At 63.1% G+C, this 19,916-nt stretch carries 19 protein-coding genes and 1 tRNA gene; 8 read left to right on the plus strand and 12 right to left on the minus strand.

What is annotated here, in order from left to right; translation table 11 throughout:
* The first annotated feature begins 95 nt into the window (after nt 1–95).
* Complete coding sequence (gene typA, locus AB8B02_RS25950) at nt 96–1,919, plus strand: translational GTPase TypA (protein WP_089266528.1); 1,824 nt, start codon at nt 96–98, stop codon at nt 1,917–1,919.
* Nucleotides 1,920–2,108: 189 nt separating this feature from the next.
* Here the strand turns inward: typA and maiA are convergent, their stop codons facing one another.
* Nucleotides 2,109–2,774, minus strand: a complete 666-nt coding sequence (gene maiA, locus AB8B02_RS25955; protein WP_175369476.1) for a maleylacetoacetate isomerase — start codon at nt 2,772–2,774, stop codon at nt 2,109–2,111.
* Nucleotides 2,775–2,867: 93 nt separating this feature from the next.
* Here maiA and AB8B02_RS25960 point away from each other — a divergent pair, with 93 nt between their 5' ends.
* Entirely contained in the window at nt 2,868–4,121 is a 1,254-nt protein-coding gene (locus AB8B02_RS25960) for a flavin monoamine oxidase family protein (RefSeq protein ID WP_439065531.1), read from the plus strand.
* Nucleotides 4,122–4,129: 8 nt separating this feature from the next.
* Here the strand turns inward: AB8B02_RS25960 and AB8B02_RS25965 are convergent, their stop codons facing one another.
* Both AB8B02_RS25965 and AB8B02_RS25970 read right to left on the minus strand, forming a co-directional pair.
* Nucleotides 4,130–4,540 (minus strand): thiol-disulfide oxidoreductase DCC family protein, encoded by a 411-nt coding sequence (locus tag AB8B02_RS25965; RefSeq protein ID WP_244528098.1) that lies wholly within the window; start codon nt 4,538–4,540, stop codon nt 4,130–4,132.
* Nucleotides 4,541–4,574: 34 nt separating this feature from the next.
* The gene (locus AB8B02_RS25970; RefSeq protein ID WP_439065532.1) at nt 4,575–5,459 is read right to left on the minus strand and encodes an alpha/beta hydrolase family protein; all 885 of its coding nucleotides are present in this window, start codon (nt 5,457–5,459) and stop codon (nt 4,575–4,577) included.
* 280 nt (nt 5,460–5,739) lie between these two features.
* Between AB8B02_RS25970 and AB8B02_RS25975 the strand changes: the two genes are divergently transcribed.
* The 3 genes from AB8B02_RS25975 to AB8B02_RS25985 all read left to right on the plus strand — a co-directional run bounded on the left by AB8B02_RS25975 (nt 5,740) and on the right by AB8B02_RS25985 (nt 8,420).
* Nucleotides 5,740–6,249: a GNAT family N-acetyltransferase gene (locus tag AB8B02_RS25975; protein ID WP_068737851.1), complete on the plus strand. Its 510-nt coding sequence runs from the start codon at nt 5,740–5,742 to the stop codon at nt 6,247–6,249.
* 103 nt (nt 6,250–6,352) lie between these two features.
* A complete protein-coding gene (gene ppa, locus AB8B02_RS25980; RefSeq protein ID WP_089266533.1) occupies nt 6,353–6,907 on the plus strand; it encodes an inorganic diphosphatase in 555 nt (184 codons plus the stop codon).
* Between the two features lie 31 nt (nt 6,908–6,938).
* Nucleotides 6,939–8,420: a M20 family peptidase gene (locus AB8B02_RS25985; RefSeq protein WP_439065533.1), complete on the plus strand. Its 1,482-nt coding sequence runs from the start codon at nt 6,939–6,941 to the stop codon at nt 8,418–8,420.
* A 122-nt stretch (nt 8,421–8,542) separates the two neighbouring features.
* On the opposite strand, the gene folD is transcribed toward AB8B02_RS25985, so the two are convergent.
* From folD to AB8B02_RS26000, 3 genes are read right to left on the minus strand one after another with little or no spacing between them, the layout of a single operon-like run.
* Nucleotides 8,543–9,427: a bifunctional methylenetetrahydrofolate dehydrogenase/methenyltetrahydrofolate cyclohydrolase FolD gene (folD, locus tag AB8B02_RS25990; protein ID WP_309941145.1), complete on the minus strand. Its 885-nt coding sequence runs from the start codon at nt 9,425–9,427 to the stop codon at nt 8,543–8,545.
* A complete protein-coding gene (locus tag AB8B02_RS25995; protein ID WP_089266538.1) occupies nt 9,424–9,771 on the minus strand; it encodes a DUF167 domain-containing protein in 348 nt (115 codons plus the stop codon). The genes folD and AB8B02_RS25995 overlap by 4 nt, the downstream gene beginning before the upstream one ends.
* A gap of 15 nt (nt 9,772–9,786) precedes the next feature.
* Nucleotides 9,787–10,077, minus strand: a complete 291-nt coding sequence (locus AB8B02_RS26000; RefSeq protein WP_068737841.1) for a YggT family protein — start codon at nt 10,075–10,077, stop codon at nt 9,787–9,789.
* Nucleotides 10,078–10,273: 196 nt separating this feature from the next.
* On the opposite strand from AB8B02_RS26000, the gene AB8B02_RS26005 reads away from it, so the two are divergent.
* Nucleotides 10,274–10,349 (plus strand) — tRNA-Ala (locus AB8B02_RS26005).
* Between the two features lie 111 nt (nt 10,350–10,460).
* Here the strand turns inward: AB8B02_RS26005 and AB8B02_RS26010 are convergent.
* The 4 genes from AB8B02_RS26010 to AB8B02_RS26025 form a co-directional block, all read right to left on the minus strand.
* Nucleotides 10,461–11,240, minus strand: coding sequence for an SDR family NAD(P)-dependent oxidoreductase (locus AB8B02_RS26010; RefSeq protein ID WP_089266539.1), 780 nt, complete (start codon nt 11,238–11,240; stop codon nt 10,461–10,463).
* 212 nt (nt 11,241–11,452) lie between these two features.
* Entirely contained in the window at nt 11,453–11,932 is a 480-nt protein-coding gene (locus tag AB8B02_RS26015; protein ID WP_093757953.1) for a TerB family tellurite resistance protein, read from the minus strand.
* Between the two features lie 158 nt (nt 11,933–12,090).
* Nucleotides 12,091–13,500 carry an adenylate/guanylate cyclase domain-containing protein gene (locus AB8B02_RS26020; protein WP_089266543.1) on the minus strand — a complete coding sequence of 470 codons (1,410 nt, stop codon included), beginning with the start codon at nt 13,498–13,500 and terminating at the stop codon, nt 12,091–12,093.
* Between the two features lie 137 nt (nt 13,501–13,637).
* On the minus strand, nt 13,638–15,023 hold the full coding sequence (locus tag AB8B02_RS26025; protein WP_439065534.1) for a cytochrome P450: 1,386 nt from the start codon (nt 15,021–15,023) through the stop codon (nt 13,638–13,640).
* A 210-nt stretch (nt 15,024–15,233) separates the two neighbouring features.
* On the opposite strand from AB8B02_RS26025, the gene AB8B02_RS26030 reads away from it, so the two are divergent.
* The gene (locus tag AB8B02_RS26030; protein ID WP_439065535.1) at nt 15,234–16,064 is read left to right on the plus strand and encodes a hypothetical protein; all 831 of its coding nucleotides are present in this window, start codon (nt 15,234–15,236) and stop codon (nt 16,062–16,064) included.
* Between the two features lie 235 nt (nt 16,065–16,299).
* Here AB8B02_RS26030 and AB8B02_RS26035 read toward each other — a convergent pair whose 3' ends face one another.
* Complete coding sequence (locus AB8B02_RS26035) at nt 16,300–17,676, minus strand: hydrolase (protein ID WP_439065536.1); 1,377 nt, start codon at nt 17,674–17,676, stop codon at nt 16,300–16,302.
* A 163-nt stretch (nt 17,677–17,839) separates the two neighbouring features.
* Between AB8B02_RS26035 and AB8B02_RS26040 the strand changes: the two genes are divergently transcribed.
* Nucleotides 17,840–19,525, plus strand: a complete 1,686-nt coding sequence (locus tag AB8B02_RS26040; RefSeq protein WP_184520112.1) for an MFS transporter — start codon at nt 17,840–17,842, stop codon at nt 19,523–19,525.
* A gap of 68 nt (nt 19,526–19,593) precedes the next feature.
* Here the strand turns inward: AB8B02_RS26040 and AB8B02_RS26045 are convergent, their stop codons facing one another.
* Nucleotides 19,594–19,815, minus strand: coding sequence for a cysteine rich repeat-containing protein (locus tag AB8B02_RS26045; RefSeq protein ID WP_439065537.1), 222 nt, complete (start codon nt 19,813–19,815; stop codon nt 19,594–19,596).
* Nucleotides 19,816–19,916: the final 101 nt, after the last annotated feature.

Raw genomic sequence — 19,916 nt, forward strand, 5'->3', positions numbered from 1 at the left:
GAACGCGCTCGAGCGCAAGGCATAAGCCTTTTGTTGTCGAGCATGTCTTGTTGAACCCGCTCAAGGGCACCCAGACCGTAACCAGAAGAAGACCTATGAACCTTCGCAACATTGCTATCATCGCCCACGTTGACCACGGCAAAACCACTCTCGTGGACAAGCTGCTGCAGCAGTCGGGCACGTATCGCGACAATCAGCGCGTCCAGGAACGCGCGATGGATTCGAACGACATCGAAAAAGAGCGCGGCATCACCATTCTCGCCAAGTGCACCTCGGTGCTGTGGGATGAAGTCCAAATCAACATCGTCGACACCCCGGGCCACGCTGACTTCGGCGGCGAAGTCGAACGCATCCTGTCGATGGTCGATGGCGTGATCGTGCTCGTCGACGCTGCTGAAGGCCCGATGCCGCAGACCAAGTTCGTGGTCGGCAAGGCGCTGAAGCTCGGCCTCAAGCCGATCGTCGCGATCAACAAGGTCGACCGTCAGGACGCCCGCATCACCGAAGTCGTCAACGAAGTGTTCGACCTGTTCGCAGCGCTCGACGCCACCGACGACCAGCTCGATTTCCCGATTCTGTACGGATCGGGCCGCAACGGCTGGATGGCCGACAGCCCGGACGCGTCGCATGATGTCGGCATGAAGCCGCTGTTCGATCTCGTCATCAAGCATGTCGCGCCGCCGGTGGTTGAAGAAGGTGCGTTCCGCATGCTCGGAACCATCCTGGAAGCCAACCCCTATCTCGGTCGCATCATCACCGGTCGCATCTCGGCTGGTTCGGTGAAGCCGAACCAGGCCGTCAAGGTGCTGTCGCGTGACGGCAAGGTCGTCGAAACCGGCCGTATCACCAAGATCCTGGCCTTCCGCGGCCTTGAGCGCCAGCCGGTGGAACTCGCCGAAGCTGGCGACATCGTTGCCATCGCCGGCCTGCCGAAGGGCACTGTTGCCGATACCTTCTGCGATCCGTCGGTTGAAATTCCGATCCAGGCGCAGCCGATCGATCCGCCGACCGTGTCGATGTCCTTCATCGTCAACAACTCGCCGCTCGCCGGCACCGAAGGCGACAAGGTCACCAGCCGCCTGATCCGCGATCGCCTGTTGCGCGAAGCCGAAGGCAATGTCGCGCTCAAGGTCGTCGAATCCGCCGACCGTGACGCGATGGAAGTGTCGGGCCGCGGCGAATTGCAGCTCGCGATCCTGATCGAGAACATGCGCCGCGAAGGCTTCGAACTGTCGGTGTCGCGTCCGCGCGTGGTTCTCACCAAGGACGAGAACGGCAACACGCTGGAGCCGGTCGAGGAAGTCGTCATCGACGTGGATGAGGAATTCTCCGGCGTGGTCGTTCAGAAGATGAGCGAACGCAAGGCCGAGATGATCGAGATGCGTCCGTCGGGCGGCAACCGTCTGCGTCTGGTGTTCTACGCGCCGACCCGCGGCCTGATTGGCTATCAGGGCGAACTCATGACCGATACCAAGGGTACCGCGATCATGAACCGCCTGTTCCACGACTACCTGCCCTATAAGGGCGAGATCGCCGGCCGCCGTAATGGCGTGCTGATCTCCAACGACCAGGGCGAAGCGGTTGCCTACGCCATGTTCAAGCTGGAAGATCGCGGCCCGATGATGATCGAGCCCGGTTGGAAGGTCTACAAGGGCATGATCATCGGCGAGCACACCCGTGAGAACGATCTCGAACTCAACGTTCTCAAGGGCAAGCAGCTCTCCAACATCCGCACTACCTCGAAGGATGAAGCGGTGCGTTTGACGCCGCCGATCCGCATGACCCTTGAAAAGGCGCTGGCCTATATCGAGAGCGACGAGCTGGTCGAGATCACCCCGAAGTCGATCCGCCTGCGCAAGAAGCATCTCGATGCCAACGACCGCAAGCGCGCCGAAAAGACCAAGGAAGTGATCGCGTAAGCGCATTCTTTAGTGGATTACGAAATGCCCGGCGAGAGCCGGGCATTTTTGTTTGGTGCGATGCCTTCACTCCGCCCCTCGTGGTGAGGAGGCGCGCAGCGCCGTCTCGAACCATGAGTTGGTGTCGCGCCGACGCTTGTGGCCATCCTTCGAGACGCCGCTGCGCGGCTCCTCAGGATGAGGGCGGAGTCAATTTGCCGGCGCTCCCACCTGCTTCAACGGATCCGCCTTCGCAAACGCCTCCATCGCCTCGCAGGTGGCGACGATGCGATTGATGGTTGGAATACCTGCAATCTCGATCTTCAGCACCTTCATGGTTGCGGTGATGCTGAGCAGACAGATGTCGGCGATGGTCACCTCGTCGCCATGACAGAAGCGGCCGGTGGCGGGCTCGCTGGCGAGGCGCTTCTCCACGGCGACGAGGCCCGTGGTGAACCAGTGCACCAGCCAGGCGCGAACTGCGGCATCGTCAAAGCCGGCGGTGATGGCGAGATATTTCCGCACACGCGGCGTAATGAGCGGGTGGGTGTCGGCGGCCAGCATCGCGGCGATCGAACGCACCCGGGCGCGGCCGTGTGGATCGCTCGGCAGCAGCGGCGGGGTCGGATGGATCTCGTCGAGGAATTCCAGGATCGCCAGCGACTGCGTTAGCGGCAGGTGGCCGGGCTCGATCAGGGCCGGAATCGCGCCGAGCGGATTGATCTTGAGGAACGCGTCGCCGCGCTGCTCGCCCTTGTCGAGGTCGATCACGCGCTCGTGCGCTTCCAATCCCTTCAGGTTGAGCGCCACGCGGACGCGATAGGTCGCGGACGTCCGCCAGAAGCCGTAGAGTTCGAAATCGTGTGGGGCTGTCATGCATCTTCTCCGAGGGCAGCGGTGGCTTGAATAATTCAAGCAAGCCTTTATCCCGTTGTCACCCGTTTCCCATCCGCTGTGAATACCGACGCGATGACCAGACTGCCTTCCGAAGTAGATGTCGCCATCATCGGAGCCGGCGCTGCCGGCCTCGGCGCCGCGCGTATGCTGGAAGGTTCCGGGCTCTCCGTGATCGTGCTGGAAGCGCGCGACCGGATCGGCGGCCGCGCCCATACGATCATGGCGACCCCCGGCATTCCGTTCGATCTGGGCTGTGAATGGCTGCACTCCGCCGACAAGAATGACTTCGTCAGCATCGCGAAAGAGCTCGGCTTCGCCGTCGACCAGTCGCGCCCGCCGTGGCGCGATCAGGCCTATGATGCCGCCTTCTCGAAGGCGAAGCGCGATGAGTTCTTCGCCGCGATCGACGCGTTCTATGAGCGCGCCGAGGAGGCCGCGGAAAACGAGATCGATGCGCCTGCTGCGACTTGCCTCGAACCCGGCAATCCGTGGAATCCGATGATCGATGCGGTCTCGACCTATATCAACGGTTTCGAGCTCAAGGATGTGTCGCTGCACGACATGGATGCCTATGAGGACACGGACATCAACTGGCGCCTGCCCGATGGCTACGGCGCGCTGATCGCAGCCTATGGCGCGCCATGTTCGGTGGCGCTGAATACCGAAGTGACCCTCATCGATCATTCCGGTGCGCGTATCCGCATCGAGACGTCGCGCGGCACGCTCGGCGCGGCGAAAGTGATCGTCTGCGTGCCGACCAATCTCATCGCCAATGAAAATATCCGCTTCACGCCGCCGTTGCCCGGCAAGGTCGAGGCCGCCGCCGGCCTGCCGCTCGGCGCGGACAACAAGGTGATGCTGGCGCTCGCCGATGCGGAGAAGTGGCCGTCCGATATCGGGTTGCGCGGCGCCGCCATGCGCACCGGTGTCGGCAGCTTTCATCTGCGCCCGTCCGGCCGCCCCTGCATCGCCGGCTTCTTCGGGGGCAGTTTCGCACGCGAACTGGAAGACGCCGGTGAGGGCGCGCTCGCTGCGCAAAGCATCGACGAGATCGTGGCGCTGCTCGGCTCAGACATCCGCAGCAAGCTCACGCCGCTCGCGGAATCCCGCTGGGGACATGATCGCTTCGCGCAAGGCGCCTATTCGGCGGCGAAGCCCGGCCATGCCGATGCCCGCGCGGTCCTCGCGGCGCCGGTGGATGGCAGGCTGTTCTTTGCCGGCGAAGCGACATCGCCGAATTTCTTCTCGACGGCGCATGGGGCGCGGGAGAGTGGAGAGCGGGCGGCGAAGGAAGTGCTGGCCACAGGCAACCAGAGCAAAGCGTAGGCGCTCGCTTACTCCATCACCCTCGCCCTCATCGCCGCATCCGGCACGATACACGCCTCGGTCTTTCCGAAGATGCGATAGCGGTTCGTTGCGATCAGGCTGTAGACCGGATTGCGCAGCGCCTTCGGCACGGCGAACAGCACGCGCACCCATTGCCAGCCGGGCAGGGTCGACAGCACCGTCAGCGCCGCATCGGATCTGACATAAGCCACGCCGCCATGGATCACCGCATTGGTGTCGGGATCGGCGGGATCGATGCCGAAATGGCGGGCGAGGCGGCTGCCATAGTCGGACTGGATCGGGGTGAAGTGGAAGCGATGATCAGTGTCGCGTTTGGCGACGAACTGGATCCAGCGCGAGCAGAAGATACAGACGCCGTCATAGAGGATGACGTCGTCGTCGGGCCAGGGCTCGGTCACTGCGGTGTCCATTCCGGTTGCGCAGGTTTTCGCGTCATCGCTTCCTCGCCGTGATGGCCTTCAAAGCCTTGTCCAGCGCAGCACCATAGATGTCGTCACCGCCGTCGCTTTCCGCAAGCCAGTGGCCCTCGCTTCGAAAATTGGGCAGTTCGTAGGCATCGACCTTGTCGCCGCCCTTGCGGAATGCATCCGCCAGTTGGCGTGACAAGGCCGGCGAAAAATAGCTGTCATTGCGCGCGACGAGCCAGATCACAGGAACGTGCGCCGTCTTGCCGAAGGTTGCGGCAGCGGCGATCAGGCGCTGCGGCGCGCAGACGTCATTCGGCCGGTCATTGGCATGGCCGCCGCGTCCGGGGGCAAAGGCAATGATCGCTCTGACGCCTTGCGGATTGGCGCCGGCCATGGCGAGCGCGCCCCAGCCGCCCGCGGAATGGCCGACGACGATCGTGCCGTCGCTGCGAATGAAGGGTTGTTTGCGAATGTCAGTCATCGCTGCGGCGATACTATCCGCCGTGGCGCGGCCGGCGCCGAGATAGTCGGCATTGTCGCAGCCGCCCTGGTCTTCGAGATAACGCCCGCCGGTTAAGCCATGGCCGGGGCGCTCGGGCACCAGCACGGCGTAGCCACGCCCAACGAACCAGGAGGCCAGTGCGCGATATTCCGGTTGCGGCATCTGCGCGCGGCGCAGCGCATTCTGTGTGGTGGCATGCGCGATGACAGCGAGCGGGAACGGGCCATTGCCGGGTGGGCGGAATAGCACCGCGCGGGAACTGGTATTTGGATCGGGCGACGCTACCGTCCAGACCTGCCGGCGATGCGGCGCTTCTTCCGGGGCCTGCGCGCCTGATGTCTGGGCTGTGGCAGTAGCGGCGCTTCCGAGCAATGCAGCCAGCAGGCAAAGCGCTTGGACGTGTTTCATGAGCGCTCAGGGACTTTCGTGCGGACGCAATGCCTGTCGAACTCTACACGCCGCGAATCACATTGATGCAGTTGTGCACATCGATACGCGTGTGCAACTGCGACACGACTCGCGCGATACGTGCCAGCAGTGGAAAACATGGCGTTCGGCGCGCATTGGATGCAGCTCTGTCCTTTTTCGATACAACTCTTTCGGTAAACTGATGCTGAAAATCCACACGTTAACCGATAATTAACGATGGACCTTGAAGAGCGCCCGCCGACTTGCTTTGATCCCCTCCATGAGCACAACCCTGATCGAGGTTCGGCCGGCCAAAGCTGCGGATGCAGCCGCGGTGGCGTCCACCCATGACGAAGCCTGGCGCGCGGCCTATCAAGGTCTCATCCCGGGCCCCGAATTGGAAAAGCTGATCAACCGCCGCGGTCCCGGCTGGTGGGATTCCGCGATCCGCAAGGGCAGCCGCGTCAGCGTTTTGTGCTTCGGTGACAAGGTCGCTGGCTACGCCAATTACGGTCGCAACCGCGCCCGCAGCCTGCAGTTCGAAGGCGAGATCTACGAACTTTACCTGCGTCCGGAATTCCAGGGCCTCGGCTTCGGCCGCCGGCTGTTCGCCTCCGCCAAGCGCGACCTCGTGCAGAGCGGGCTGAAGAGCATGGTGATCTGGGCGCTGTCGGACAATGAGGGCGCCACGGAGTTCTACCGCGCTCTGGGTGGCCGCATGGTGGCCCGCTCCTCGGAGCGTTTCGGCGCAAAATCGCTCGATAAAGTGGCATTCGCCTGGACGAATTAAGCCATTAAGCCGGTTCATGATTTTCTGGTCCCGCAGGCGTTGAATCCGGGCTCCCGCTCGGCTACGCCTGTCGCAACCTGTCCTATGAAATCTGGAGTGTTTGATGCGTCTTGACGCAATCCCGCTCGGCGCCAAGGCGCCGCATGAAGTGAACGTCGTCATCGAGGTCCAGGTGGGCGGCGAGCCCATCAAATATGAGATGGACAAGGAATCCGGCGCCCTGTTCGTCGATCGCTTCCTCTACACCCCGATGCGTTACCCGGGCAATTACGGCTTCATCCCCCACACTCTGTCCGGCGACGGCGATCCCTGCGACGTGCTGATCGCCAACACCCGCGCCATCGTGCCGGGCGCCGTGATGAGCGTGCGTCCCGTCGGCGTGCTGTTGATGGAAGACGAAGGCGGCCTCGATGAGAAGATCATCGCCGTGCCGACCTCGAAGCTGACCCAGCGCTACGACAAGGTGAAGAACTACAGCGACCTGCCCGAAATCACGCTGCAGCAGATCCAGCACTTCTTCGAGCACTACAAGGATCTCGAGCCCGGCAAGTGGGTGAAGGTGGTGCGCTGGGGCGACGCCGCCGATGCGCAGCGCTTGATCCTCGAAGGGATCGAGCGCGCCAAATCTGCAAAAGAGTCGGCCGCCAAGACCAAGTAACAGAGACCGGCGTAGCAGAAGGGGACTTCCGATGCGCCGATGGATCAAACTGCTCCGAACGGCCGCGCTGATCGTCATCGCGGCCGTTTTGCTGCTCGCGGGCATCGTGCTCGTCAAGACATTCAGTGGAGGATCGCGGCAGCTTCAGGTGACCGCGGCGGCGAAAGCGCCGGTCAACGAGCAGGCGGCGGCAGAGCGACTTGCGGAAGCAATACGCTTCCCGACCATCTCCAATTTCCTCAATCCCGATCAGGCCGCCGAACCGCTGCGCGCGATGCAGGCGCATCTGGTGGCGAGCTTTCCGGCCTTCCATGCCGTGGCGAAGCGCGAACTCGTCGGCAACTACAGTCTGCTCTACACATGGGAAGGCAGCGATCCTGCCTTGAAGCCGATTGCGCTGCTGGCGCATCAGGATGTCGTGCCCGTCGCACCGGGCACCGAGAAAGACTGGCAGCAACCGCCGTTCAAGGGCGTCGTCGCCGATGGCTTCATCTGGGGCCGTGGCTCCTGGGACGACAAGGGTAATCTGTATTCAATCCTCGAGGCCGCCGAGGTGATGGCGAAGCAGGGTTTCCGCCCCAAGCGCACCATCTATTTCGCCTTCGGCCATGACGAGGAAGTCTCCGGCACCCGCGGCGCAAGGGCGATCGCGGCGCTGCTGACGTCGCGTGGCGTCAAGCTCGACTTCGTGCTCGATGAAGGCCTTTTGATCACCGAGGGCATTCTCAAGGGGCTCGACAAGCCGATGGCGCTGATCGGCGTCGCCGAGAAAGGCTATGCGACGCTGGTGCTGACCGCGCATGGCACGCCCGGTCACTCGTCGATGCCGCCGCGCGAGACTGCCATCGGCATGATGAGCGCGGCGCTGACGCAGCTCGAAAACAAGCGCCTGCCGATGCAGATCCGTGGCACCGTCGGCGAGATGTTCGACACCATCGCGCCGGAAATGAGCGGCTTCAACCGCGTGGTACTGTCCAATCTGTGGCTGTTCAAGCCGCTGTTGCTGCGCGAATTCGAGAAGAGCGGTCCGACCGAGGCAACGGTGCGCACGACCACGGCGCTGACGATCTTCAAGGCCGGCGAGCAGGACAATGTGCTGCCGGGCAATGCGGAGGCCACGGTGAATTTCCGGCTGTTGCCCGGCGATACGCAAGCTAGCGTCACCGAACACGTGCGCAGCGCGGTCAGCAACGACAGGATTTCCATCGCGCCGTTCCCCGGCAATACCGATCCGCCCCCGGTGACCGGGACCGCGAGTCCTTCTTATCGCGCGCTCAATCAGACCATTCGCGAGATTTTCCCGGATGCGCTGGTGGCACCGGGCCTGATGGTCGCGGCAACGGATTCGCGGCACTATACGAATGTGACGGACAACATCTTCCGCTTCTCGCCGGTGCGCGCGACGTCGGAAGACCTCAAGCGTTTTCACGGCACCAACGAACGGCTGAGCGTCGCGAATTACGCAGACATGATCCGGTTCTATCGACGGTTGATCGAGAATACGGCGAAGTAAGAGTTCTGCGTCGACCCCTCAGCCGTCATTGCGAGCGCAGCGAAGCAATCCAGAAAGCCAAGAACTGGATTGCTTCGTCGCAAGGCTCCTCGCAATGACGTGGATGGGCCGGAGCGAGCGCTTTAAACCGCGGGCGCCGCCAGCTTGTGGATCGCACATGCCGCGCGCAGCGTGTTCACCAGCAGGCAGGCGACTGTCATCTGACCTACGCCGCCGGGCACCGGCGTAATCGCGCCGGCGGTCTTCAGCGCTTCCTGATAGGCGACGTCGCCGACGAGGCGCGTCTTGCCCTCTGCGCCGGGCAGGCGATTGATGCCGACATCGATCACGGTCGCGCCGGGCTTGATCCAGTCGCCGCGCACCATTTCAGGGCGGCCGACAGCCGCATAGACCAGATCCGCCTGCGCGCAGAGCTTGGCGAGATCGCGCGACTTCGAATGCGCGATGGTCACGGTGGCGTTTTCGTTGAGCAGCAATTGCACCAAGGGACGGCCGACCAGATTGGAGCGCCCGATCACGATGGCATTCATGCCTTCGAGTGATTTGTGCACGCTCTTGGTCAGGATGATGCAGCCGAGCGGCGTGCAGGGGGACAGTGCGGGCATGCCGCTGGCGAGGCGTCCGGCATTGGTCGGGTGCAGGCCGTCGACGTCCTTGGCGGGATCGATGGCATTGACGACGGCGTCGGTATCGAGACCCTTGGGCAGGGGCAGCTGCACGAGAATGCCGTGGACGGTGGGATCGGCATTCAGCTTCTGCACCAGCGCGATCAGATCGGCCTGTGCGACATCAGCCGGCAGCTTGTGTTCGAAGGAGGCCATGCCGGCTTCCTGGGTCTGCTTGTGCTTGCTGCGCACATAGACCTCGCTGGCAGGATCGCTGCCGACCAGCACTACGGCGAGGCCAGGCGTCACGCCATGCTCGGCTTTGACGCGCGCGACTTCGGCGGCGACGCGGCCGCGCAATTCGGCGGCAATGATCTTTCCATCGATGATGCTGGCGGTCATGTGTCGGTCCTGTCGTCTGTATCGTCGGGCGTTGCTGCAGTGATCCTGCGCAGCATCGCGCCCAGTTTCGTCGGGTCGCCGTCGACCGCGATCTGCTTCACGCGCGACGTGGTGCCGGACAGCACGCGCACATCGCGCTTGGGCACGCCAAGCCGCTTGGCAAGCAGTTCGGTCACGGCGCGGTTGGCTTCGCCGCCCTCGGCGATGGCACGAACCCGCACCTTCACTACCGAACGGCCATTGGCCATGGTCTCGATCCCGTCGATATCGTCCCGGCCGCCCCGCGGCGTCACGCGAACGGCGATGCTGACACCGTCAGTCGCGTAGCGCCAGGGATCTGCCACGAACCCGGCGGCCGATCAGAAGACGCTGGGATAGATGTAGTAGGTGATCACCCGCTGCAGGAACATGATGATCAGGATCAGGATGATCGGCGAGATATCGAGGCCGCCGAGGCTCGGCAGCATCCTGCGGATCGGCGCCAGCACGGGCTCGGTGATCCGGAACAGGAATTCGGCGATCGCGGAGACGAACTGGTTGCGGGTGTTGACGACGTTGAAGGCGATCAGCCAGGACAGGATCGCCGAGGCGATCAGCAGCCAGACATAGAGATCGAGAATGATCAGCACGATATCGAGAACGGCGCGCATGGCGGGGATGGCTCGCGGGTTAGGTCGCGGATTCGACTGTCCGCTAAATATCGGTTCAGCCCCCCTCAAACAAGGGAAGTTCCGGGCGAAAAGTGCCGGAAAACCGCGCTTTTGCGACGTTCTTGACTTGCCGTTAACGGGGATTGTAAATGGCGCCGATTGCTGATCGGATCGCATGGGCGACCCGGTTCGTATCGGGGCCATAGCTCAGCTGGGAGAGCGCGTCGTTCGCAATGACGAGGTCGGCGGTTCGATCCCGCCTGGCTCCACCATCCTTCGCTTGCTTCGCAAGCTCCGGCTCGGCAAGCCACCCTCCCGACCATAAAAAGCGAAGCAAACGAAGGATGTCTCGCCGAAGCCCGCAGGGCGTAGGCGGACCGGATTCACACCCGTCTCAACTGCAACCTTGCCACCGCCCCCGCGATGAAGCCGCGCGGAAAAAGCCGCAGCAGCAGCGGCACGATCTTGATGCCGAGGCCGGGGAAAACTGTGCGCTTATTGGCCATCAGGCCCTGATAGCCCAGCAGGGCGACGTCAGCCGCCGAGACATTGAGGATCGCCGAGTCGAGGCCCGGCGTGAATCCGGCGCGCGCCTGGAATTCCGACGGCACCGGTCCGGGGCACAATGCGGTGACGCGCACACCCTTTGAGCCGAGCTCCTGGCGCAGCGCTTCGGTGAAGGACAGCACATAGGCCTTGCTGGCGTAGTACACGGCCATTCCGGGACCCGGCAAAAAACCCGCGATCGAGCTGAGATTGAGAATGCCGCCCTTGTTGCGGATCAGGCTCTCGGAAAAGCGCAGCGACAGATCCGTCAGTGCGCGCACATTGACCTCAAGCATGCCGAGTTGCCGATCGCGGTCCATGTCGATCGCGCGACCGAACATGCCGAAGCCGGCATTGTTCACGACGTACTCCACCTCGACATCGGCAGCAGCGAGGGCAGCCGCGATCTGGGCGCAGGCGTCGCGCTGTTCGAGATCGCAGGGAATGATGATGGGCGCAGCACCACCGGCAGCAGTGATTTCAGCTGCCAGTGCATTCAGACGCTCGGCACGGCGTGCAACCAGAGCGACGCGATGCTTGTTCGCGGCGAAGATGCGCGCGAACTCGGCGCCAATTCCGGCCGAGGCTCCGGTTATTAACGTCACGCGCTCAGTCACAATAAGGTACTCTTAAAATACGTGAGGACGATTTGCATGCATCTACAGGCGTAATAGGGATACCCGTGATGTGCAAGTCGGAATGACCACCGGAGTACCGTAGGACCTCCAGTTCCCGAGCGTGTAGCAGTGGCATGAATTATCGGGGACCGCGCATTAAACTTTGGTTATGCGTCGTGGTGCCGTCATTTGCCGGTCGGGGCTGCGCCTGCTCAGACAGTCGTATCCGTTGTGGCCGTACCGCCCGCCACGCGTCGTTTGAGCTCCATCCGGTCACGTGATGAAACTGCAAGCAAGTCGGCTGCGCGCCAGACCACATTTTCCTCGAACTCACTGACGCGGCCGTCAGCATAGACCAGCTGCCACATCATCTCGACGAGACGGACACGACCGGGCTCGTCGACCACGCGCATAATGACGCTCGTAAAGTGATAGAGATCGACGGCCTCGCCTTCGACGAGGGTGGCAGCCGAGATGAGCCTGTCAGCCGTGCCGGGATCGAGCTCGAAACGCGACTCGATCAGGCTGTGCAACTTGGCTCTCTCGATAGCTGAGGGCTCACCGTCCAGCGAGATGACGTGAAGCATCAGCGCCGTGGCGGCAAGACGGAAGCCGGTATCGTCGAATGCCTGATTTTCGTGCGCATCGGGAGACACCACGTCGGCAATGAATTGGCGCAGTTTTTCCAGCATTATTCCTTGAACCAGATGATCGAGCGGGCTGCCATGCGGCGAAAGCGCTCGTGCTTTGTGGCGCGAAAATGGAACGCATGCAATGCGGCCGGGTTCCCGAAGCACTGATGACAGTTAAGTAACAATTGAGACGATCGGAGGTTTTATGGGATCTCGTGTCACGGAATCTCATAGACCACGATCTTGTCGGCGATGCCGCGCAAGGCGGCGTGCTTCTGGATCGGCGTGATTTCGGCCTTCCGCAGAATAGCTTCCACGGCCAGCGCCGATATCACCGGGCTGGTGACATGGATCGCCTGCGAGGTTGATAGGCCCTGCACCCTGGCAGCGATATTGACGGTCTGGCCAAAGTAATCCTGCCGCTCGTTCAGCATCACAGCGAGGCAGGGTCCCTCATGGATACCGATTTTGACCACGAGGTCCTTGGTGCCGCGCTCCTCGTTCAGTCGCTCCATCGCGGCGCGCATGCGCAGACCCGCGGCCAGCGCCTGTTCGGGCCGCGTAAAGGTCGCCATGACGGCATCCCCGATGGTCTTCACGACGGCACCGGCTTCCGACGCAATGATCTCCAGCAGTGCGTGGAAATGCGCACGCACCAGATCAAAGGCTGCGAGATCGCCGACGCGCTCATACAAGGCGGTCGAGCCCTTGAGGTCGGTGAACAGGAAGGTCAGCGAGGTAATCTTCAGCCGCTGATCGATATTGAGGTTGTCGGCCTTGTAGACATCGCGAAAGGTCTGGTTGGTGAGTATCCGCTTGGCCGTGAGGAACGGCTTGCGCTTGCCGATCAGGTGATGGAGGCCCTCGGCCGCGACAAATACCGATGGCAGCACGCGCACCTCGGTCTGGTTCTCGAGGGACAATCGCAACGGTCCGGGTTGCAGCGTGATAGTGCCGGTCGGTGTATGCTGCCGGTTGTAGATCAGCGACAAATGCTGTCGTTCCTTGGTCGGCTCGCCCTGCACGTCAATGAACTGCGCGGCATGGGTTACCGGCTCGAACACGATGACGAATTCCGACGGCAGGTGCAGCGACATCACCGCTTTTTCATGCGCCGGCAATTCCATTGCGTCCAGTGTCACTTCATCGGTGAGTGACGCAAACGATTCCTGATTGAGATCGACGCCGGAGCTCCAGAACACCTGCTTGAAGTATTCCCAGAGCGGCAGCGTATTGGGGTCGTGTGCAGCGATGTGCCTGACGCGCGGTGCGACCGTGAACGCCACTTCGACCTGCTCGTCAACCGACGCTTCATAGCCGCAGGCGCAGAGCCCGCAATGGTAGTCGTCATGGCGCAGCGATTTCAGCGTGCTGTGGGCATCGAGGACGCCGCTGCAGCCCGGGCACAACACATTCCAGGTCAGGTCGAATAGGCCGAGGCGGGAGGCATGCAGGAAGCCGGAAATGACGCGCTCTTCGTTCAGGCCGCGGCGTGCCGCAAAATCCAGCACGTTGATACGATTGAGTTCGTGGTCCGCGCCGTCGCGGATCAGTTGTGCAATGGCATCGGCTACGGCCGGATCGGTCGCCTGGTTCAATGTCGCGAATAGTGCCTGAACATCACTCATGGCATCAGTTTAGGCCAAATAGTCGCTACGTCCAAGACAGGGCTTTGCCGCAGCGCTTCAACTTGTCGTTCCGCCCGCGTGCCATGAGCGCGCGGGGTAACGGGGAAGGCGTGAGGAGAGGGCGTGCTGAAATAACGTCAGCGCCGCTCAATGCGGAACATTGGCGAGCGATCCGGTTGTGTCGTCACCACGCCGATAGGCATGACGGGTGCTTTATCCGGTAGCTCGACGCGGATCGCGCCGATGATTTTCGCCAGCGCTAATGTGGCCTCGACAAGCGCGAAATGCGCGCCGATGCAGACCCGGGCACCGACGCCGAAAGGCAGATAGGCGAAGCGGTCCGGCGGTGTCGCGCCGGGCATGAAACGGGACGGCATGAAGGCGTTGGGCTCGTGCCACAATTTCTCGTGCCGATGCAGTAGCCAGGGCGCGATCAGGATCACGTCCTTGCTGGCGACGGACTGGCCAGCCAGACGATCAGGGCCCGCGGCGGCGCGTGCGATCAGGAAGGCGGGCGGATAGAGCCGCATGGTCTCATCGATCACCGCGCGGGTGAACTTCAGATGCTCGATGTCGAATGTGCCGCTCGCGCTGGCGGCACGGGCTTCGGCCGCGACCTGCTCCTGGGTCGCCGGATCGAGCGTCAGCATATACAGCGCCCAGAACAGCGCCGTTGCCGTCGTCTCATGTCCGGCGAGGATCATCGTCGCCACCTGATCGCCGAGCTGCCCATCGGTGAAGGATGCGCCGGTTTCCGGATCGCGCGCGGCCACCATCAGGTCGAACAGATCGCGCGGCGCGTCGTCGTTCTTGCCGGCGGCGCGACGTGCGGTCATCAGCTCGCCGACGAATCTCGTCCAGCGTCTGCGGAAGAAGGCGCGCGAGATATCCTGCGGCGTCGGCCAGCCCAGCGGCAGCAGCAGATCGAGGAAATGCGGCCGTGCCAGGTTCATGCCGTATTCCATCACGAAGTCGCGCAGCTTCGCGCCATGCTCGGCCATGCCGAAGGAGAACATGGTGCGGCCTGCGATCTCCAGCGTCATCCGCTGCATGATCGCGCGAAGATCCACCGGCTTGCCCTCGGCGCACTGTAAATCGGCGAGCGTATCGTCGACGGCCGAGATCATGTGCGGCACCAAAGTCGTCACCGCGCGCGGCGTGAAAGCCGGCGCCAGGGTGCGGCGCTGGTGTTTCCAGGTGCGGCCTTCGGCGAGCAGCAGGCCCTCGCCGAGCATCGGCCGCAGCACGCGGAATGCAGCGGGCGTGCGGGTATAGTTCTCATAATTGTCCACCAGAACATGGCGGATCGCATCGGGGTCGTTGAGGATGAAGCTGGCATGGCCGAAAAAACGGCCGTTGATGATGTCATCTTCATAGGCGCGCTGGCCCCAGGTCTCGATAGCGCTGCGGCGCATCGCCGACATACGCCCCAGCGCACCCATGTTCTCGGGCGCACGTGGCGGGCTCGGCGGCACCAGGGGCGCTCGCGCAGCGGAGAAATCGTAGACCTCGGCAATGCTCACGATGGGCCTCGCAATTGATCCAGGGACCGGAGCGTCTCGTCATTATAGCAGGCGTCCATCCGCGCGCCATGGAGGCGTCGATGGAAAGCGTGGCCGCAACGCACGCATCGACCAATATTGCGGTCCAGCGGGCGCATCCCTCGGAACGATACTCACGCATGCACATTAGGGAGGCAGTGGCTCCATATCGGACCGGCCTGAGGATTTAAAATGATCGATACCGTTGTCGTCCAACCCAATGTAAGCGTCGACGAACCGCAAACCTCCGGCGTATCGTGGGCTGCGGTTGCAGCCGGTGCCGTGGTTTCGCTCGCACTGACGCTCGTCCTGATTGCCGTTGGCACAGGTCTCGGTCTGTCTGTCGTGTCTCCGTGGGCAAGTGCCGGCGCCTCCGCGACCACGTTCAAGGTCACGACCGGTATCTACCTGATCGTCATCGCGATGATCTCGTCATCGCTCGGTGGTTATATTGCCGGCCGTCTGCGGTCGCGCTGGATCGGCGTGCATTCGGACGAAGTCTACTTTCGTGACACCGCGCATGGATTCCTGGCCTGGTCGTTCGCGACGGTTTTGGGAGCGATCCTGCTGGCATCTCCAGCAACCACTTTGCTGAGCGGAGCCGCGTCGGGTGTTGCTGCCGGTGCAACCGCTGCTGCAGCCCAGTCAGGTCCGAGCGATGGCTACCTGGATTCGCTGCTGCGTCCGACGACGCCGTCGGCCGATGGCACCAGCGCGGAAGCGCGTGGTGAACTGTCACGTGTGATGGCTGCCAGTTTCCGTGGTGGAGAGCTCAAGCCTGCCGACCGCAGCTACGTCAACAAGGTTGTCGCCAGCCGCACCGGTCTGAGCGAGGCAGATGCCGACAAGCGCGTCACTGAAGTCATCAACGATGCGAAGACCGCGGTGGATGCCGCACGCAAGGCCGCGATGCAGCTCGCATTCTGGCTCACGGCGTCGCTGCTGATCGGCGCCTTCTCCGCCAGCCTTGCCGCGACGGAAGGTGGCGGGCTTCGTGACGGGACCTGGAAGAAGCGTCGTTAACCCCAATCAAAGGAGACAACCATGCCCATTCTTCTGTGGCTACTCGGAATCCCGCTTCCCCTCATCATCCTGGTACTGTTGCTGCGATAACAGAATAACGAAGGAGCCCCGCACATGGCGGGGCTCTTTGCGATTTCGAACAATGCCTCATGCGATCTGACCGGAGACGCGCAGGGAAGTCAGCAAAGCGGTTATATAGAAAGCCAGACCGCTGAGGCGCGCGAGTTGGCGTGATCTATTCGGTGAATTCCGCCACCGTGATCCGGTTTTCCGACGCCGGCCAGGCGCGCGCCACGATCCGCTCCTGATTGAACAGCGCTGCCACCGGACGTCCGATGTCCGTGGCCGGAAGGCGGATAGTCGAGAGCGAATCCGTGGGCACGCCTGCTTTCACGTCGGTCGGCTCCTTGCCGTCGAGCAGCACGACATCGCGCGGTAATCCAAAATAGCCACGGACGCGCGACATCGACACCACTGCACCGGCATTGGCATCGGTGGGTCCCAGCGGCCGGCCGGCGCGTAGATGCACGACCTCGGACGAGCGGGGGAATGGCGAGCGATAGGAATGCGTGATCGGCGCTCCGGCCGATGTCAGCACGATCTCAACAGGCCAGGCCGGATCGACCCGAACCGGACCCCAGCGGCCATCGGCGGATGTGCGGGCCGAATGGAGCGCTGCCCCGATCCGCTCGCCAGTGTCCGGCGCCACGCGGTACACCTCGACCAGGGCATCCGCGACCGGCCGGTTGGTGGGCACGCCGCCGGGCGTGCCGGTGACGAGACCGCTGATTTTCACCTCAGCTTCCGGCGCGATATCGATCCGCACGGGCTCGCGGCCGACGATGAATTTGTAGATCTCGCGGAAGGCGCGAGGGTGAAAGCCCGTCTCGCGATGATCGATGGCGCCGAGGACGAGATTGGTGGCGCCGCGCAGCGCCGGACCATCGGCGGTGACGCCGGTGGCCACGCCCGGCTTGCCGAGCAGGCGACCGTCGGCCTGCGCATATTTGTCGATGCCATCGCTGCGGAGGGTGAGGAAGGCGGTACCTTCAGTCACCTCAGGGCCTTCGTCGGGATTGAGGCTCTTGAGGAACGGGCTGCGGCCATTGAATTCGCTGCCGGGACTATCGGTCCCGTCGAACACGCCGTGATTGGGGGTGCCGCATAGGACGGCGTGGCTGACATCGGCGCTGCCGCCATTCTTGATGTAATTGCGCACCGCATTGCCGCCGCGCGAATTGGCGACCAGCGCCACTTTCGCAGCACCAGTGCGCTTTTTCAGTTCCGCGATGGCTTCGCCGAGTTCGCGGCGCTGGTCTTCGGTGGAGGAGCGGCCCTGCTGCGCCACAGCATCGTCGGAACGCGCCAGCGGATCGGTGAAATTGAGCGCCATCAGCCGGTTGCGCGGGATGCCATTGGTTTCCATGCGCCAGATCTGCGTCATCCAGAGCGCCGCGTGGTCGCCATTGCCGTGGACGAACAGGATCGGGGGAATGTCGGAACCAGCCGCTGCGCCGGGGCCCGTCTGTGCTGCGGCTTCGAAACGGAGCGCATGGGCAGCCAGCGGCAGCATGGCTGCGCTCGTGAGGATGGTCCGTCGCGACAGCGCCATGGCTGGTCTCCCTCTATCTGCACACGTCCGGTGCTTGCCGCTGTGATAGCGGAGCAGGCACTGGACAGACAGCGCGTTTCGCAGGCATCAACTTGATGTGCCCGCGGGGAATCAGACCCGCATGGCCCTGCAGTCGCTATCTGCAGCAGACGACGGGACGATGATGGCCGAAGCAGCGAAACCAGTGGTTCTTCCCTCCGACGGCATTGCCGCCCCGCTGCGGTTTGCGGTGTTCCGGCGGATCTGGCTCGCCAGCCTGCTGTCCAATCTGGGCCTGATGATCCAGAGCGTGGGCGCTGCCTGGGCCATGACGCAGATGACCGCGTCGGCCGACAAGGTGGCGCTGGTGCAGACCGCCTTGATGCTGCCGATCATGCTGATCTCGATGCCGGCGGGCGCCGTGGCCGACATGTATGACCGCCGTGTCGTGTCGCTGGCTTCGCTGGTGCTGTCGCTGGTCGGCGCCTGCGTACTGACCATGCTGGACTGGACCGGTCACATCACGCCGAACATCCTGCTCGCCTTCTGCTTCATCATCGGCAGCGGCATGGCGCTGTTCGGACCGGCCTGGCAATCCTCGGTCGGCGAGCAGGTGCCGCCGGAGGTGCTGCCATCCGCCGTGGCACTGAACGGCATCAGTTACAATATCGCGCGCAGTTTCGGCCCGGCGATCGGCGGCATCGTGGTCGCCACCGCCGGTGCCGTCGCAGCCTTCGCGGCCAATGCGGTGCTCTACATCCCGTTGCTGGTGGTGCTGTTCCTGTGGCGTCGCAAGGTCGATGTTTCCAGGCTGCCGCGTGAGCGGCTGAGCCGGGCCATCGTGTCCGGCGTGCGTTACATTGCTAATTCGCCGTCGATCAAGATCGTGCTGACGCGCACGCTGATCACCGGCATCTGCGGTGGTTCGGTCTCGGCGCTGATGCCGCTGGTTGCGCGCGACCTGCTGCATGGCGGCGCGCAGACCTACGGAATCATGCTCGGAGCTTTCGGCATGGGTGCGGTGATCGGCGCAATGAATATTGGGCATGTTCGCAAGCATCTGAGCGGCGAAAGTTCGATCCGGGCCTGTGCGCTGATCATGGGCGTCGCGATTGCCGTCGTGGCGGTCAGCAGCGAGCCGGTCATCACGGCGGCGGCGCTGGTGGTGGCCGGCTCGGTCTGGATGCTGGCGGTCGCGCTGTTCAATATCGGCGTACAGCTCTCGGCGCCGCGCTGGGTCGCCGGACGTTCGCTCGCGGCATTTCAGGCTGCGATTGCCGGCGGCATCGCGATTGGTAGTTGGGGCTGGGGGCATCTCACAGACACGGTCGGCGTCGAAGCGGCATTGCTGGTGTCGGGCGGAGCGATGTTTCTTTCGCCGCTGTTTGGCCTGTTCCTACGGATGCCGCCGACCGGCGCGCGCGACGAGGATGCGGAGCGTCTTGAAGATCCGGAAGTGCAGCTGCAATTGACCGCGCGCAGTGGTCCGCTGGTGGTGGAGATCGAATATCGCGTGGATCAGGAAAGCGCGCGGGCGTTCCACGGCGTGATGCAGGACGTGCAGCTCTCGCGCCAGCGCAACGGCGCCTATGGGTGGTCCATCGCGCGCGATATCGCCGATCCCGAATTGTGGACCGAGCGCTACCACTGCCCGACCTGGCTCGATTTCCTGCGCCAGCGTAATCGTTCGACGCAATCCGAGCGCGCTTTGTATCAGCGCGCGGCGGACTATCATCTGGGGCCGGATCCGGTTCGCGTGCGTCGCATGCTGGAGCGGCCGTTCGGTTCGGTGCGCTGGAAGGATGATACGCCCGATCGCGCGGCGACCGAGGTGCTTCCTGTCGCGACGCCGGCCGGCAGCAGCGGTTAGAGCTTCTTATCTTGACGCGTTTTCCTGACGCGAACCGGTGCTCACTTCGCTCGAAAACGCTAGTCGCGCTATTGATTATTCTCGGCGAGAACTTTCGCGCAGGCCTTGCTGAGCTTCGAACGGTTTTCCTTGAGGCAGCTGAGCACGACCATGTCACCATCGTTCATCTTGGCGCGGCAGAAGCGCGAGACGTCGCGTGAGCAGGCCGACTGATTGGCTGATGTGTTACCGCCCTGCGCGAAAGCGGACGTTGCGATCAGCAGGAACGGGACGATCAAAAGTCGGGTCATGAAATGGGCCTCCCTAAAAATTGGCTATCTGATTCTATGGCGCGCAACGAAGTACGCGGGAATGGCGCAATGATGGCGAGCGTCCGGCGCCAAGTTTACGG

Source organism: Tardiphaga sp. 862_B3_N4_1, from assembly GCF_051811085.1.
GTDB classification, from domain to species: domain Bacteria; phylum Pseudomonadota; class Alphaproteobacteria; order Rhizobiales; family Xanthobacteraceae; genus Tardiphaga; species Tardiphaga robiniae.